The organism is Dorea sp. 210702-DFI.3.17, assembly GCF_020560825.1.
In the GTDB taxonomy this organism is placed as follows: domain Bacteria; phylum Bacillota; class Clostridia; order Lachnospirales; family Lachnospiraceae; genus Dorea; species Dorea formicigenerans.
In genome coordinates, this window is the sequence record NZ_JAJCNB010000007.1 from 1 (window position 1) to 16507 (window position 16507).

At 39.6% G+C, this 16507-nt stretch carries 18 protein-coding genes and 1 pseudogene; 6 read left to right on the top strand and 13 right to left on the bottom strand.

Translation table 11 applies throughout. The features are described 5' to 3' along the window. From LI149_RS05830 to LI149_RS05845, 4 genes and pseudogenes are all read right to left on the bottom strand, one after another. Positions 1 to 190, bottom strand: a pseudogene (locus LI149_RS05830) (hypothetical protein); the annotation flags it as partial. Between the two features lie 68 nt (positions 191 to 258). Then, positions 259 to 1491, bottom strand: coding sequence for a site-specific integrase (locus tag LI149_RS05835; protein ID WP_002596379.1), 1233 nt, complete (start codon positions 1489 to 1491; stop codon positions 259 to 261). Between the two features lie 46 nt (positions 1492 to 1537). Then, complete coding sequence (locus LI149_RS05840) at positions 1538 to 1720, bottom strand: hypothetical protein (protein ID WP_002596378.1); 183 nt, start codon at positions 1718 to 1720, stop codon at positions 1538 to 1540. 107 nt (positions 1721 to 1827) lie between these two features. Beyond that, on the bottom strand, positions 1828 to 2010 hold the full coding sequence (locus LI149_RS05845) for a DUF6462 family protein (RefSeq protein ID WP_002596377.1): 183 nt from the start codon (positions 2008 to 2010) through the stop codon (positions 1828 to 1830). A gap of 88 nt (positions 2011 to 2098) precedes the next feature. Here LI149_RS05845 and LI149_RS05850 point away from each other — a divergent pair, with 88 nt between their 5' ends. Beyond that, positions 2099 to 2284, top strand: a complete 186-nt coding sequence (locus LI149_RS05850) for a hypothetical protein (protein ID WP_136017837.1) — start codon at positions 2099 to 2101, stop codon at positions 2282 to 2284. A gap of 267 nt (positions 2285 to 2551) precedes the next feature. Here the strand turns inward: LI149_RS05850 and LI149_RS05855 are convergent, their stop codons facing one another. Both LI149_RS05855 and LI149_RS05860 read right to left on the bottom strand, forming a co-directional pair. After that, positions 2552 to 2881, bottom strand: coding sequence for a YafY family protein (locus LI149_RS05855; RefSeq protein WP_002596376.1), 330 nt, complete (start codon positions 2879 to 2881; stop codon positions 2552 to 2554). Between the two features lie 3 nt (positions 2882 to 2884). Further along, positions 2885 to 3046, bottom strand: coding sequence for a hypothetical protein (locus LI149_RS05860; protein WP_014081113.1), 162 nt, complete (start codon positions 3044 to 3046; stop codon positions 2885 to 2887). A 386-nt stretch (positions 3047 to 3432) separates the two neighbouring features. Between LI149_RS05860 and LI149_RS15700 the strand changes: the two genes are divergently transcribed. The 5 genes from LI149_RS15700 (at position 3433) to LI149_RS05885 (ending at position 8107) form a co-directional block, all read left to right on the top strand. Further along, positions 3433 to 3774 (top strand): MobC family plasmid mobilization relaxosome protein, encoded by a 342-nt coding sequence (locus tag LI149_RS15700; RefSeq protein WP_002596375.1) that lies wholly within the window; start codon positions 3433 to 3435, stop codon positions 3772 to 3774. Next, on the top strand, positions 3723 to 5126 hold the full coding sequence (locus LI149_RS05870) for a relaxase/mobilization nuclease domain-containing protein (RefSeq protein WP_014081115.1): 1404 nt from the start codon (positions 3723 to 3725) through the stop codon (positions 5124 to 5126). The genes LI149_RS15700 and LI149_RS05870 overlap by 52 nt, the downstream gene beginning before the upstream one ends. Before the next feature lie 217 nt (positions 5127 to 5343). Further along, positions 5344 to 5691 carry a helix-turn-helix domain-containing protein gene (locus tag LI149_RS05875; protein WP_014081116.1) on the top strand — a complete coding sequence of 116 codons (348 nt, stop codon included), beginning with the start codon at positions 5344 to 5346 and terminating at the stop codon, positions 5689 to 5691. Positions 5692 to 5922: 231 nt separating this feature from the next. Next, positions 5923 to 6309 carry a BlaI/MecI/CopY family transcriptional regulator gene (locus tag LI149_RS05880; protein WP_014081117.1) on the top strand — a complete coding sequence of 129 codons (387 nt, stop codon included), beginning with the start codon at positions 5923 to 5925 and terminating at the stop codon, positions 6307 to 6309. 1 nt (position 6310) lies between these two features. Further along, on the top strand, positions 6311 to 8107 hold the full coding sequence (locus tag LI149_RS05885; RefSeq protein WP_014081118.1) for a BlaR1 family beta-lactam sensor/signal transducer: 1797 nt from the start codon (positions 6311 to 6313) through the stop codon (positions 8105 to 8107). Positions 8108 to 8197: 90 nt separating this feature from the next. Here the strand turns inward: LI149_RS05885 and LI149_RS05890 are convergent, their stop codons facing one another. The 7 genes from LI149_RS05890 to LI149_RS05920 form a co-directional block, all read right to left on the bottom strand. Next, positions 8198 to 9706 (bottom strand): hypothetical protein, encoded by a 1509-nt coding sequence (locus LI149_RS05890; RefSeq protein WP_014081119.1) that lies wholly within the window; start codon positions 9704 to 9706, stop codon positions 8198 to 8200. A gap of 20 nt (positions 9707 to 9726) precedes the next feature. Beyond that, positions 9727 to 10167: a hypothetical protein gene (locus LI149_RS05895; protein WP_014081120.1), complete on the bottom strand. Its 441-nt coding sequence runs from the start codon at positions 10165 to 10167 to the stop codon at positions 9727 to 9729. 59 nt (positions 10168 to 10226) lie between these two features. Continuing rightward, entirely contained in the window at positions 10227 to 11492 is a 1266-nt protein-coding gene (locus LI149_RS05900; protein WP_014081121.1) for a DUF6070 family protein, read from the bottom strand. Between the two features lie 27 nt (positions 11493 to 11519). Next, entirely contained in the window at positions 11520 to 12791 is a 1272-nt protein-coding gene (locus LI149_RS05905; RefSeq protein WP_227143084.1) for a DUF6070 family protein, read from the bottom strand. After that, a complete protein-coding gene (locus tag LI149_RS05910) occupies positions 12791 to 14032 on the bottom strand; it encodes a DUF6070 family protein (RefSeq protein WP_014081123.1) in 1242 nt (413 codons plus the stop codon). Before LI149_RS05910 ends, LI149_RS05905 begins: the two co-directional genes overlap by 1 nt. Further along, entirely contained in the window at positions 13980 to 16094 is a 2115-nt protein-coding gene (locus LI149_RS05915; protein WP_014081124.1) for a penicillin-binding transpeptidase domain-containing protein, read from the bottom strand. Before LI149_RS05915 ends, LI149_RS05910 begins: the two co-directional genes overlap by 53 nt. A gap of 185 nt (positions 16095 to 16279) precedes the next feature. After that, a complete protein-coding gene (locus LI149_RS05920) occupies positions 16280 to 16507 on the bottom strand; it encodes a transposon-transfer assisting family protein (RefSeq protein WP_014081125.1) in 228 nt (75 codons plus the stop codon).

Here is a 16507-nt window from a genome sequence, read left to right on the forward strand (position 1 = left end):
CAGGTGCTTCAGAAGCTGTATTATTTACATCATTTTTCTTATTTACACCATCTAAGGACTTCATTGTCGGGAATATAACCGAAGCTAATCCACCACAGTCCAAATAAGTTGATAAACGCTTTTTTACACGATTTTCATTATATATCGCCAGTCCATATTTGTCCACCAAAATCCAACAAACTAATGTCATTTTGATGTATTCTGACTTTTTTGATGTCAGGTTTGTCTTGGAAATCGTCCCCTTGCAAGGACTTCTTCCTAAAATATATCACTATTATTTTCCAGAGCTTTAATTGCTTCCTTTTTCTTCACATCTGTTGCTTCCGCATAAATATCCATCGTTGTTTCAATATTTGCATGACCCATAATACTTTGAATCACTTTCAGATTTCTTTCATTTTCACAAAATCTGGTGCAAAATGTGTGTCGGATATGATGACACGAAAAATGAGGAATCAATACCGGGCGTCTGCTCTCCCGTTTTGCCTTAATAATTTCTTCGGCATTGTAGGCTTCGTAAATTCTTTTGATTGCACTGTTGATTACGCTGGGTTTATGGATAATTCCGTCTTTATTGCAAAAGATAAACCCACTCATACCATCAACCACTTGCACATTAAAACCGGTTTCTTTCTGTGCTTCGTATTCATCCTTAAATGCCTGTTCTACAGCCTGCATCATCGGAATAGTACGAATCCCGGCTTCTGTCTTTGGCGAAGAAATATGAAATTCACTCTTTCCATTCTCCATTACTCGATAGATAGCCGCATGGTTTATACTAATGGTTTTATTCTCATAATCCAAATCTTCCCAACGCAGCCCTATCATTTCTCCTATGCGACATCCCGTTCCAAAAAGTGCTGTAAACAGTGGCAACCAATGGCAATACACAGGACTGTTCGATACATAGTTCAAAAATGCTCTCTGCTGTTCCAATGTAAGTGCGTGTCTTATGCCCTTATTCTTTCCATTCGCCTTTTTGATTTCTGCCATTACACCGCTTGCCGGATTATTGCGTATCACATTGTCCCTAACTGCCATCTGAAAGGTTGGGTGCAGAATCGTATGAATATTATCCAATGTATTCGCCTGTAACCCCAATATGTTCATCAACGAACAATAAAAGAATTTCACATCAGAATACTTTATATCATTGATGATTCTTTTTCCAAAAGTATCTCTGACAAAACGGTTATACATATACTTATAATTTACCCGTGTGTGTTCTTTCAAATCATACTTCGTTGAAATATACCTGTCAAATGCATAGTTCAAAGTTGTCTTTCCACTGCAATAGCTTTCAAGACCGTCCAACTGATTGCGAACAAGTTCTTTTTCCTTTTCCCTTAACTCCAACAGGTCATTTGAATAAACGACCCGCCTTTTACCTGTCGAATCGGTGTACTGGTAGATATACCTTCCGTCGTTTTTCCTCTGACTTTCGCCTTTCCTTAATACTCTGCCTTTTGAATCTTTTCTCGACATTGACATTATGTACCACCTTCCTCTCAATATAAGAAAGAGGTCACAAATGCCATTACTCATTCTCGGTATTATCCTGCTCTTGCAGCTTTCTAAATCCTTGAACAAGCGTCTGTGTTATGGTCAGATCATGAGAGCTGGCATACTCTGTTATATCTGTATGCTCATCTTTTGTAAGACGGATGAATACACCTTCACTTCTCGGATTTTCTAACTTAGGTCTACCCATTCTTGCCATCCGTCAACACCTGCCTTTCATAACCTGACTTCATTTTACTACTTGTATATCAAAAAGTCAAATACTTTTTGATATACAATAATTCGTTTTCCTCTTTCTTATCATGTCTACGCCCGAAAAGATTCCAAATACTCCTCAAAAATCTTCACGTTTACCAATGTGATACGGTTAATTTTATAAACAGCACGAGCATCCTGTGCCAATTTCATAAAGCTGTGTTTACTCATAGAATACCTCTCCGCACCCTCGTCATACCTTATAAAATTTTTTGTGTTCACTTTTGCCTGCATTCTTCCACCTACCTTTTCAAAGTGTGTTCTTTTTCTCTTGCTATGGTTATGGCATATCTGCCAATAAAAACATACTTAACAAACAAATATGCTTTTATTGGAAGATATTAAAAAATCCGTACAGGTAGCAGCTCATTACACTACCCACATCGGTATCGCACCGTCATCTTATCTGACCGGACTAAGCCGGAAGTATCATTATCAAAAATATGTATCAACGCCTCCGTGTAACTGCTACACATTTATGCCGGATATTTCTCGCTCCACACCTTAACTTCAATATCTGCTTTCAATATTCCTTCGTATCCACCTCTGCCAAAGGCAAAAGCAGGTGTCTTATGGCGTATCCTCAAAGCGGCTCCACATATTCCACACGTCCTGTACGCATTGGTTTATGAAATTGTCAAGGTACAATCGCAGACATCGTCTGCATTTTGGATAAAATCAAAGCTGAAATTGTCAGCCTAAAAAGCACATAAGCACACTTCCGTCTGCTATGAACGGTTCTGTAAAAATTATGTGCTTTATCAGAATGACAAGATCAAAGTTGTAATTTATCCGGTCCATATTTTCTTAGGACTTGAAATAAAACTTTTTTATGTATGCCCTCCGTCCAATCATATAATTCATGCAAGGCAGCTACTTCCATAGGTGTCAGCGAATTGGCATAAGGCTTGTAATCCTCTCTTATAAAAATTCCTCCGTTCTCTCCCTGTTTTGTATAAATCGGATAAACCGGAGTTAAAGCCTGAATATCATACTGTATCGTGCGAATGGAAACGCCAAATTCCTGTGCCAATTCATTCGCTGTTGTATGTCGTCTGATAATAAGAATATTGATTATTTCCGTTCTACGATGTACGGTATTCATGCTTCACCCCCTCTCTTCTGGTTTTCCAATTCTAATTTTAAATGCAGAATATGCAGTATCTTTGCTTATTCCCCTAAATTTCTCTGTAAATCTTTTATCTCTCTCCAGCCATTGACTTTCCCCTTTCCCATTGATAAAATCATTATGGATAGAATCAAAAATCATAAAAAGTCACACAAACTGCTATGGAGTTTTTACGGGCAATCAATGCCCTTATGAACCGTGGCAGTTTTTTTATTGCTTCTGCCCAACTGCAAAGTCGAATTATCAACGCTATCCATAACAAGGGCGGTAACGCCCTACTGTGTTGCAAACCGCTCGCCTATACTCACGCAACACGCAAATTCCCTACGGGTAATTTGCAGAAGAATAGCAAGCACTGCCTGTGTTCCCTCACAGGCACCATTTCCGCAAATTTCTACCAAGTGAAAACTTGCAGAAATTGGCTTGCATGGGGCATATCCCCCTGTCCCCCTAAAAGCAAAAAACAACCGCCGGCTACGGCATATTTGAAAATCTTTTATACAAATAAGGAAAGGACTGATACTGCAATGGCAAACCGAGAAAGACAAAATGAACTTAAAATCTATCTCAGCGATGACGAGCAATACATCTTAGATCAGAAATGGAAAGCCTCCGGCATGAAGAGCAAATCCGCATTTATTCGGCATCTGATTTTGTATGGCTATGTCTACGATGTAAACTACGAACACCTGCGGGAATACAACACCACGCTCGCCCGTATCGGCAATAATCTGAACCAGATTGCCAAGCGGATGAATGCTACTGGCAATGTCTATAAAGCCGATGTAAACGAAGTAAAGGAGCTGATGAAACAGGTATGGCAATCACAAAAATCCATGCTATCCAGGCAACCGTCCATAAGGCAGTAAACTATATCTGTAATTCCCAAAAAACAGATGAAAGTAGTCTCATTTCTTCCTTCGGATGCAGTCCTGAAACCGCTGCCTTTGACTTCAAATTTGCTCTGTCAAAAACAAATCAGGCAGACCCCAACAAAGCCTTTCATCTGATACAGGCTTTCGCTCCGGGAGAGGTATCTTATAAGGAAGCACATCAGATCGGTGTGGAGCTTGCCGACAAGCTGTTAGAGGGGAAATTTTCTTATATCGTTTCCACTCATATTGATAAAGGTCACGTTCACAACCACATCATTTTCTGTGCCGCAGATAATGTGAATCACGAAAAATATCATGACTGTAAACAGACCTACTACCACATTCGCCGCCTGAATGATGAGCTGTGTTCCAAGCATCAGTTATCCGTCATTTCTCCCACAAACCAGCGTGGTAAAAGTTATAAAGAATGGACATCCGGCAGAAATGGCACCTCGTGGAAAATCAAGCTCAAGCAGGACATTGATGAAGCAATTCAAAACGCTGATACATATGAACAGTGCATGGAGCTGATACGGGCAAAAGGTTATGAAATCAAAGGCGAAACCATTGGAGAAAACGCCTTAAAGTACATTTCCTTCCGCCCCCTTGACCGGGAGCATTTTGTCCGTGGCAGCTTAAAGTCTTTGGGTGCAGAATACACCAAAGAACGGATTAAGGAACGGGTAGAAACAAAGGCTTTAGCACAGACACAAAAACGTGTCCCATTCCCTGCCCGAAAAAAACCTCTTATCAAGGATTATTCTTCCCGAACGCTCATTGACACCTCGGAAGAAAAGTTCACGCAAAGCCCCGGTCTGCAGCATTGGGCAGCGATTGAAAATCTCAAAATCGCTGCCAGCAGTTACAGTAAAGCAGGTTCTATCATCGAGCTTGAAAAACAGATTGAAAGTAAGTCTGTTCTTGCAAAAACCGCACGGAACAGTCTTGTGGAAACAGAACGTCAGCTAAAGGATTTAGGACAGATATTGAAATACGCTGAACAATATCAGAGCAATCATATCTATCACATCCGTTACCGGAAATCGAAAGACCCTGACGCTTATCTCCGCCACCATGAAACAGAACTCCTGCTCCATGACGGTGCAGAAAATATGCTGAAACGCTTTGGAATCAGCTTAAAACATTTTGATATTGATAAGTTTCGTAATGATTACAATGCTCTGTATGCCAAGAAAGAAGCCTTGCAGAAAACCTATAAATCTGCTGAAAAAGACATACAGGCTCTCAACCGAAAACTGGATAATCTGAACCAGTATCTTGACCGGACTCCGGGACAGGAACAGACCACAAACCGCAAACCGGAAAAAGACTTTACAACGCTCTGATTTCCCCACAAAAAAGGTGTATCGCGTTGAAGTTTTATACTTCTTTGCGATACACCTTAGTGTGTAATATGCTGCTATCTCAAAACTTTTCACTATTCTTTTTCTATGTATTTTCACATACTTTACATCCATGTATTACACTCCATATCTACACTGTATTCTATTGCAATTCACTCGTTTTAATAGGTATTGTAAACTACTATCGAGGTGAATTATAATGCATGACATAAAACAAATTCTTGCCATTGCAGTGCGTGAAGCCCGTACCGAACTCGGACTTTCACAAGAAAAGCTGGCTGAAACTCTTAATATGGATACCCGCACCATACTAAATATTGAAGCCGGACGTGGTAACCCCAAATATGATAAGCTGTATCCTTTGATTACATATCTGAAGATACCCGCCGATAAGATTTTCTACCCAGCCAACGCAAACCAACAGCCAAATCTCCAAAAACTCCTGACCCTGCTGAATGACTGCACGGAACAGGAGGCTGCGGATTTATTGCCTATGGTTCGTTATCTGCTTGATCTGCTGCACAAGCAAGACCATCCAACTCTGTAAGAATGCCAATAGACTCCTTGTGACTCTATTGGTTTTCTTATTTTCAAAGCACTTTATTTACAATTTCAATCATCCTGATTCCACTCCTTTTTTAAATTCTTACTTATGTAATATTTGAATTATTACATAAGTAAGATTTCAAGTCAATCTATTTTCTCTTAAATTGACAACTACACAAATAACATCTATAATATTTTTATTACAGCCGTAAGATTTAAGGAGGGATTTGAAATGAGCGATTTACCACAGATTTCTGAAGCTGAATTTGAAGTTATGAAAATCGTATGGAAACATGCGCCGATCAGCACCAATGAAATAACTGATAAATTATTACAGACTACGAACTGGAGTCCAAAAACAATACAAACTCTAATTAAACGTCTAGTGAACAAGGGCGTTCTGACTTATGAAAAACAAAGTCGGGTGTTTGTTTACACTCCAGTTGTGAAAGAAAGTGAATACATCGGTCAGGAAAGTAACTCTTTTCTAGAACGATACTACGATGGAGACATCACTGCCATGCTGTCTGCATATATAGAAAATGACAGACTGTCCGAAACGGAAATAGACACTCTCCGCTCTCTTCTTTCCAAGAGGTCAAAAAAAGGAGGTAATTAACATGGCTGATTTTATGATACGCTTTTTAATATGCAATGTATTTATCAGCGGTATCATCGGAATTCTTTTGATAGCCAAGCGGATATTCAAAGTCAACCTATCCAGCCGGATGCAGTATAATCTATGGTTCCTGCTACTTGGATTGTTGGTAGTTCCTTTTATACCGTTCCGTTTAATTGGGTTTCCGCAAATCCTCTCGTGGCTCAGTAGCCTGAAAAGTTCTCCTACTTCTGGCACCAGAACCGCCATAGGAGAAGCTGTTGGGATCAATCCAGCCGGAAATGCAGACTGGATGAATGACTTTGCCCTTTCGGTAAATAGTGAGACTCCATCCAGCATCGGATACATACTATTTGGAATATGGCTTGTAGGCATCCTTGCAATGATTATATTGGTAATCAAGTCCTCTATCCGCTTACAGAACTTGAAAAAATCTGCACTTCCCCTTCAGAACCCGGAAGTCCGAAAACTATATCATCGATGTATGAAAGAAATGGGAATTAACAGAAATATCCATGTTTACAGTACTGCATTTTTGAAATCTCCGATTATTGTGGGGCTTTTGAAACCTTGTATTTATCTGCCGATTCATCTCATCTCAGATTATAACGAATCGGACATGCGATACATGCTGTTACACGAGCTACAGCACTATAAGCACAAAGATGCTATTGCCAACTATCTAATGAACTTTGCCGGAGTAATATATTGGTTCAATCCTCTTGTCTGGTATGCTCTGAAAGAAATGCGTAATGACAGAGAGGTTGCCTGTGACACCTCTGTTTTAAAGATGCTTGAGGAGGATGATTATGCAGATTATGGTAATACACTGATCAATTTTGCGGAAAAGATTTCACTTACTCCATTTCCGTTTGCCGCCGGTCTTGGTGGAAACATGAAGCAGATGAAACGGAGAATTATCAACATTGCATCTTATGAGAAGCCGACATTTATAAAAAGAGTAAAAGGTATGACTGCATTCATGTTGACTGCTGTCCTTCTCCTTGGATTCGCACCTTTTATTTCTACATACGCAGCAGATGGAAGCCACTACCAATGGGATTCCTCTTCTGAGAATATTTCCTATGTAGACCTCTCCACATACTTCAGAGAATACGAAGGCAGCTTTGTTTTATACGATTTGGAAAACGATGCATGGAGTATACATGACATGGAGCATGCCACCTTACGGGTTGCTCCAAACTCCACCTACAAGATATACGATGCTTTGTTCGGATTGGAAGAAGGCGTCATTACACCAGAAAATTCGTTCATTGCATGGAATGGAGAAACCTATCCATTTGAAGCATGGAACGCAGATCAGACCTTACAGTCTGCAATGAACTCCTCTGTGAATTGGTATTTTCAAGCAGTAGACGAACAGCTTGGAACCTCTGACGTTTACAGCTATGTTCAAGAAATCGGATATGGTAACGAAAACATGAGTGGCGATTTCTCCTCTTATTGGATGGAATCCTCCTTGGAAATCTCTCCAATAGAACAGGTCGAACTTTTAACCAAGCTGCAGAATAACAGTTTCGGCTTCGCCCCTGAAAATATCAATGCAGTAAAAGATGCCATCTGCCTTTCAGCTTCCGATGCCGGAACATTCTACGGAAAAACCGGAACTGGCCGTGTTAATGGACAGGATGTAAACGGATGGTTCATCGGTTATATCGAAACTGCAGATAATACATACTTTTTTGCCACCAACATTAGTGCAGACAGCGATGCTACCGGAGGCAACGCAACTGAAATAACCATGTCTATCTTGTCAGACATGAATATCTGGAAATAAAACATAATAAAATCGGGTAAAGGTCATAGTCAGTCGTACAATCTTTTACCCGATTTTTTGTGTTTTAACACTATTCGTATCTTTTATTTCTTATTGTAAATCACCTTCGCCTGTACTTAATCCCTCATACATCCATGTCTTTCCATTGTCGTTAGATGTAAATCTCAAGCCTCCGTAACTGCTGTATTCTGCCTTGATGATTACAGTCCATTGTCCATCGGATACTTGTGGCATCTCTGCGTAATCATAATCTGCGATTGTGTATCCTAGTTCATCAGCAATATCCGGCAGTTCCGTAACCTCTTCCATTGGAAATTCCATCTGTGTAAAAGTAACTCCGCCATCTGATGTCACATATAAAGTTGAGGCATCCTGTGAAGCGCCTGTCATACCAATCACACCAAGATTTTCATCGTAAAATTCTATTCCCAGTGCCACGCCAATCTTGTTGTTAAACGGATTGGCATTTATCACATTCCATGTTTCACCACCATCTGATGACTTTTCCAATTCATAATAACGGCTTCCTGCTGCCGCATCAGTAACTACTAATCTCCATCCAATTTCTTTATTCTCAGACAACCAGTAATATACAGAACCGTTGGAATTATCTACATACCAGGATTCTGTTTCTTTAGCATCATCAATAGTCTGCTCTTCCTCCCTGTCGATGATAGTTTCTAACGGAATCACTTCCGGTTCCATAAAATAACGTACCGGAGTCACCTCAGATTCACTTGGAATATGAAGCGAGACTTCATATCCATAAACAGCTCCACCATTCAGTTCCGAATAAATGGCATTGTCTGTGTTGTCCACTCCGTCACCATCCACATCACCTTGAAGATATACAAATCCTTCCATTGTGTTAAATTCCCGCTTGCCATAATAGAGAATTTCATAATCGTCTGCATATCCTTCCACAGCCCAGTTATTTACTCTTGTTTTGTAATCAGCGTTTTTCAAAATTTCAAGCATCGGCTGTAATCTCATGTCATCATCGTAAGATTTGCTCGCAACTCCATTAATACACACAGTCATTTTTGAATCTGCATCCACATCATAGTCAATAAGGAATGTATTTTCGTCTCCATTTTCATATCTTCCATACATATAAGTATAAATACTCTGAATTTCACCATCTTTGTCAAAGGAAAGCTGGAACTTATTTTGAACATAAAGTTCATCCGGTAAATCCAACTCTGTCTCAATGTCTTCCAAGATTCCTTCTACACCTGTCTCAAAGAAGTTGGTATGAGTAAGTTCAATTTTCTTTTGGTTACGCCATTCGTCAATCTTCCATGACAATGCACCATTATAAGGGATTGCCGAATAAATAATCCTGCCTCCAAACAAAATGGTCAGGGCAACAACTACAATACATTTTCCCCAGAACAGTTTACCTTTTTCAATTTTTTCTTCTTTTCTACTGCTAACAATTCCAAAAATGATTGTTGCTATAAGAACAACACCCAAAATCAATATTGGAATCAAGTCCACTTTCGTCCCACCGTATTGACATAGATTTGAAATGCGAATCATCAGCACCGCATATATAGCAATTCCAATAAAACCACATATATTAGAAATTTTCTTCATAATTTGTCTCCATCTCGTTTTTAGTGTCCACGTATATCCAATTCATCCAATAGAGAATTTTCACTTCCCCAAGAATATACAATGTAATAACCCCTGTCCTTTATTTCTTCCGCAAATTGTAGTGTCCCGTGATCAATCCCCTCAATGGACTGCCCTTCCTGAATTTTCACCAAACATTCCCACTCATTACTTCTGTACCTTGAATAGTAAGCATCCAATTCTTCCAAAGACAAGTCACTTCGAATTAGAATTGCTCCGAAATACTGCATTCCATTTCCGTTACCTGTCAGCTTCCCTGCCCGTGATATTGACTCTATCAATTCCGTTTTCTCTGGCAGTGGTGTTTCACATAATTTCTTTTCCACTTTATAAGCAGTGTGGTTATTTATAAGCGGAATTGAAATCACACCGCCTATTAATACAACTGCTGCCAATATTCCAACTAGTTTTAATTTCTTCATGTGTCCTCCTTCCTTTTCTTACATCTGTAAGATTACCACAAAACACAACTATTATCAAATCATTCTTTAATTCGGTATTGATAATCGGGTATCTGCATAATTCCGTCATTTAGGATTTTATTCCCCAAATACTGAAAACTGCCATCCTCTGCAAACCTTACCGTAAGTTCATGGGTTATGACTGCATCATCGCAAATAACCATATCACAAACCGCCTCCACCGTTAACGTGACTGTCTCATCATCATTTTCTTTGATATCCGTGACCTCTGGCAAAGAAGTTCCAAAGAAAGTAGGTGCATAATTTCCACATCCTAATCGAGCCCAATCATATGTGTGGTTTTCCTCGTCAAATACTGCGTACTCTCGTATCTGCTCCGCTGTTATCGGAAGATATTCCATAATCAGACTTTCGAATTCTTCTTTTGGAATACCATTTGGATAATCTTCGGAATTGAACTTTTCTCCATATTTCATTCCATACAGATATTCAAACATTCCGTTATAATCCAATTCACTCATATTTTCCGTATTCCAGTTGGAACACAAAAGGTTCTGTCCCTGATATCCAAGTCCCAAGACGAGGCGCTCAGACATCTCTCGCTGTTCCTCTGTCATAGGTTTTATTCTAATCACGCTGCTTCCATCCACAATTTCACTGACCTCCGGTGGCTCCGGCACACACAACTCGTAGCAGAACCATCCCTTATCTGTATATTTCCACTCTTTTAGTCTTGTATAGGAAATGTATGAAATCCCCGGCTTATTATCAGCATTCCAGATTCCTTTTGCACTTACAACATACATATCTGTTCCATCAAAAATGAATTTCATTCTGCCCAATCCACCATCGTTGTGGACTTCATAAATTACTGCAGAACCACTTTTCCCTTCCATACATTCTTTCAGAAAACTGTCAACACTTTCATAATTCTCCATGTTAGAATATGTTACCATTGTTGTAACCGGACATCCTGCATCCTTTAGCTTCCTCTGCATTTCCAAAACTGTTTGATCATCCAAAGCAACATTAGATGCTATCCCTTTATCTGCAGTTTCATAAATGTCAAGATAAAGTTCCATCTGCTTTTTACAGTCAGTCTCAGCTTCTTCCCTTTCCTGTTCATCTAACGGAAGGTCGTAGCCCTTTTCCCATTGTTCTGCAGCCTCTTCCTCGGCACTTTTTATCTCCTCCGTGGAAGATACATCTTCCGTATCTTCCACAAGAGATTCATCCACAATACTATCTTCTTTTCCACAGGCACATACGAAGCATCCAATCAGAAATGCCATAATCAGCAAAATGCTTTTTTTCTTTAATGCCATAATATCATCCTTTCTTTCAAAGCAAATTTAATGTGCTTTTGCTATTGGCGGCAGTTCCAACTCTATTTGTTCTATAGAATTGGAAAGATACCTGAAAGTTCCGTCTTCAAATGGCTGGACCACAACCGTATTCCGAAAAGCGAGATCAGAATTATAATCCGGCCATACTCCATCCACGATAAGTGTAATCGTTCCATCCGCATTTTGGGTATAGTCAACTACTTCTCCGAAAGGTGGGTATGGACTGGCATAAATCATCTCATATTCATAGCTATTGCTGCCCTCATCATATCCACAATGCTCTCTCAACTGTTCTACCGATACCGGAAAATAAGTAGTCATTATCCTTTCATATTCCTCTGCCGGAATCTTCCAACCCTCAGTTTTCAGATTTTCCCCCGTAGAAATCCTATAAACATCTTCATACATACAAGGCATCAGAATGTCCTCCACATTGCTGCTATCCCAATCGGTAACGAGCAGATTGTAATTCACATAACTTAGTCCTGATATGTATTCTTGCGTTAATTCCCGGCAGTCTTCTGGTAGCGGTTCTATTCTCCAATACTGTCTCAAACTTGCATGTGCAATCACATATTCATATGCGTAGATAAAATATCCTTTTTCGGTCAGTTTAATCTCAGCCACATTACTTACCGAAGTTCCCTGTATTTCTGGCATACCACCTTCTCTCCACCGAATTCCTATGTAATAGGTCTGCAACTCACCTTTCCGATAGATAAAGGTAACTGCTCCAATCAGCCCATCTCTCTGTACTTCAAATACCGTAACCATCGAGTCTTGTCCATCCAGGTAATCTGCATAAAATGCTTCGATTGCTTCATGATTTTGCATAGCAGTATCTTCTTCAACACTTACCAGACCGGTTCTGCCCAATTGCTCCACCACAGCTTTCCTCTGCTCTTTGGTAAATTCGCCAATACCGGAAGAGCAGCTTGGTGCATCTGCAATTACAATATCCTTATAGATTTCTCTGACCGATTCTGCTGCTGACAAAACCGTACTCTGCAGTTGCTCCTTCTCCTCTTCTGTAAGGAGATCATCACTGGCTTGCGGAATAAACCAATATGCTGACTCTGTGGAAGTTTCCGCATTCTCGGCTTCTTCTGTTTCTGCTTCGCTATTTTCGATTTCTACAGGTGGCTCCCATACTTCTTCTGCCACCTTTTGCTTTTCTGTATGCAGTTCTCCCCAACAGACCACTCCGGCTATTACGAAAATCAACAGCAGCAAAATCGGAAGACCACATCTTCTAAGCAGCCATTTCACATCTTCCATTATTCGCCTCCGTATAATTCTTCCCATTCTTCTAACGTCAACCGTGGCGTATGCCATGTTTCCTCAGAATTATCCTCGGAGGGTATAATTCGATTGGATACATATTGTACCCCGCCATCCTCCAAAGGACGAACCACAACCTCGTGGGCATATACTTTGGAATTTCCCGAATATGGAAATACCACATTAGCAGTAAGTGTAATTGTTCCATCACTGTTCTCCGTATACCCGATTACTTCTGAATATGGGTATTCCGGATACTCTACTTCTTCGAAGCCTCTCGGTTTGTATTCATAGGTCGAATCCTCCGAATCATAGACAGTTTTGGATTGCAGCGTTTCACTATCAATATTGAAATATTTCATAATAACGCTTTCAAATTCCTCTTTTGGAATCCGATAAACTGCACTGACTGACAAATTGTCATCTGCAACATAAGGAACATACTGACCATTCACTTTTGGATAAAGAATGTCATACATATCATAGAAATTCAAATCCCCAAAATCTTCTTCACTCCAATCCACAATAAACATATTATTCTGTTCAAAGCTGATTGGAAGAAGATATTTCCGACTCAGTTCCCTATATGTTTCATCCAATGGCTGTACTCGTAATGCGGTATGCTCCTCTGCTCCACTCAATGTAAGAACGTATAATTCTTCTGAAAACCAGACACCAGAAAACATCAGGTAACCTTCTTCTGTATAATTCCAATACTCTGCTTGATACCTCCCAGTAACTTCTTTCTGTATTTCTCCATTTTCGTATCCATAATAGCTTCTGACCACATCTACATTTCCGTCTTTTGTGTGCAAATCGTATTTTACAAATCCGCCCAAATAGCCGACTTCAAGAATCGTTATATCTGCTTCTTCCTGTGCATCCACCTTTTCACAAAATTCCAGTACCTGCTCCGCTTCCGTCATATTCACTTGATTTCTGCTGTCAACAGCAGGATACTCGTTTTCTCCAAGACGATTTACAATACTCCGAATTATTTCCAAATCATCTAACTTATTTTCCTCTGCTGCCTTGTCATAAAGATCTATGCAGATGTTTATAATTTCTTCTTCATTCTCCTGTTCTTCTTCTGAAACGTCCTGAACATCAATTACTGTTTCCGAAACTGTATCTTCTTCCGGTGGTGTATCGCTACACCCCGAAATACTAAACATCAGTACAAAACTAATGACTGCTAAACCACTCTTCCAGAACCAGACTGTCTTTCTTAACAACATATCCGCTTCCTCCTCTTCCTTTCACATCTTCTACCATACTGATAATCAATATAGGACATTCCGTATCTTCTGCTGTAAAAATTGCAAACCATCCTAATTCTGTACCCGAAGTATCATCCTTCGATGCCTTTATTTCTGCCGTACCTGTTTTTCCTGCTAAAAGAATGTCATCTCGATGGGCTGCATATCCAGTTCCATTAGAATCATTCACAACCTTCTTTGTTCCTTCCAATACACGACTTGCTGTCTCGTTAGAAAAGGCACCCGGAATCCAATACTCAACTTCCGCTTCATTCTGATATACCAAATAAGGCTTTATTACATTTCCCTCATTACAGAAAGCAGAATAAATACATGCCATATGCAACGGGTTCACTAAAATCTGTCCTTGTCCGTAACCGCTGTCAGCTAACTGTATTTCAGTTTCAATGCCTTCTGTATTGGAATACTGAGATTCTGCCATCTTAATCTCAAATGGTAGTTCCTCATTGAAACCAAGCCGTATCAAAGAATTCTCCAACTCATCCGATCCAATCTTTAATGCTGCTTTTGCGAAATAAATATTATCAGAATAAATCAAGGCATTCTCTAAAATGACTGGTTCATACGCATGAAGCGTTGTTACATGATATGAACCCCACGATGCATCTTTTTGCCAACTTAATCCTACGTTCCCGTAATCTTCCATTGGATCGATTGCTCCTGATTGTAAACCAATCGCAGCTATAATTGGTTTGAAGGTAGATCCCGGACACCACACTTGCCGGAACCGATTATACATTGGCTTATTCTCGTCCTCGTTAAGTACAGTCCACTGCTCACTCGATAATCCCATAATAAAATCGTTATTGTCATAAGCCGGTGTGCTGACCAAAGCCAATACCTCTCCGGTATAATGATTTATGGCTACCGAGCAGCTTTTATCTTCCTTAAACTGTTCGTACAAGGAAACCTGCAAATCAGTATCTATCGTAAGCCGGATGTCCTGCCCATGCTGTACCAGGATACAAGCCAGTTCCTCCTTCTCTTTATCTTCCGAATTTACAATGTAAATCCTGCAACCGTTCTGGCCTTTCAGTTCTTTCTCGAACAAGCCCTCCATTCCGCTTCTGCCGATTACACTATTGGCTGTATAACCTTCTCCTGCATGTTCCTCTAAATCTTCCGCAGTAACGCTTTGAACATACCCGACCAAATGCGCAGCGGCTTCCCCTAATGGGTATTCACGCACTTCAACATCAGATATCATCACTCCGGGAATCTCCAGCAACTTATCATGCCTTTCTTTCTCCTTTAAAACTTCTTCCTCTGGACTGATAGACATTAACTCAATTTCTTCCACTCTTGGAATCGTTTTAATAGGTACAAAAGAATCATCCTTTACCCACTTTGCAGACAGGTTCTTTTCTATCGCTTCCGTTGTGATTTCCAATAGTCCTGCAATCTGTGCGATTGCTTCCTCTCTGTTTTCCAACTTGCCCGGAACAATTCCAACTGAAGATGCTGTACCTTTTCCTGCAAGGACACGTCCGTTCCTATCCAGAATTTCTCCTCGCTCTGCCTGTGTAGTAGAAACTCTTACTTTATCTGCAGAAGTCAGATTAGGAAAAATCATGGAATCATCCCAAACCAATTTATATCCTTCTTCTCCATTTATAAAAAATGCCTCATTCTCAAAGCTGATAGTTCCTGCCACTGTATCAAACGAAGTCAAATATGTTACTTTTTTATCTTCCTCCACATACTCGACATTTTTTATCGACATGTTTTGCATTTCAATTCCCTCATAAATAGTGGAATTTCTCTTCAGAAAATCTTCCTTACTGATATATCCAGATGACTCCAAATCAATCATTGCATACATTTCTTCGTATTCTTGTTTTGGAATATGCATCATATACTCTACTAAGATAGTATCTGGTGTTTTACACGCATTTTTTCTTTTATATAATACTGTTGCACTCACAACTACTCCAATCAAAGTAATTGTTAACATTAACACTATAATGCCCAACATTTTTCTATATCTTTGTATTCTTTTGGTTCTATGTTTTGCCTTCATCGTTACCTCCATTTCTTATTCGTATCAATGTACTACGCTTATATATTACAAGTGTAAGATTTTGAAGCAAAAAAATTTACTCCCTTTCGTTATAAATATTACACCCGTAATATTTATCAGTCAAGTTCTTATTCAAAAAGACAGAACACAGCCACCAAAAGCCATGTTCTGCCTTACGTTTGATGTTACTCTGCCGCTACAAACTCCATCTTCATAAATTCATGATCCGTCAATTCCTTTAATTTTGCAAGGACACATAATGACAATTCAACCATCTCATCATCCTCCAGATGTTTCAGTGTCTTATTGATACCATTTATGACATTTTTTCTGCCTCCCACATCTGAATCTATACCTTCTTCCATAAAAATACTGATTAAATTACTCTCTTCTACGGTAAATCTCTTATTCAT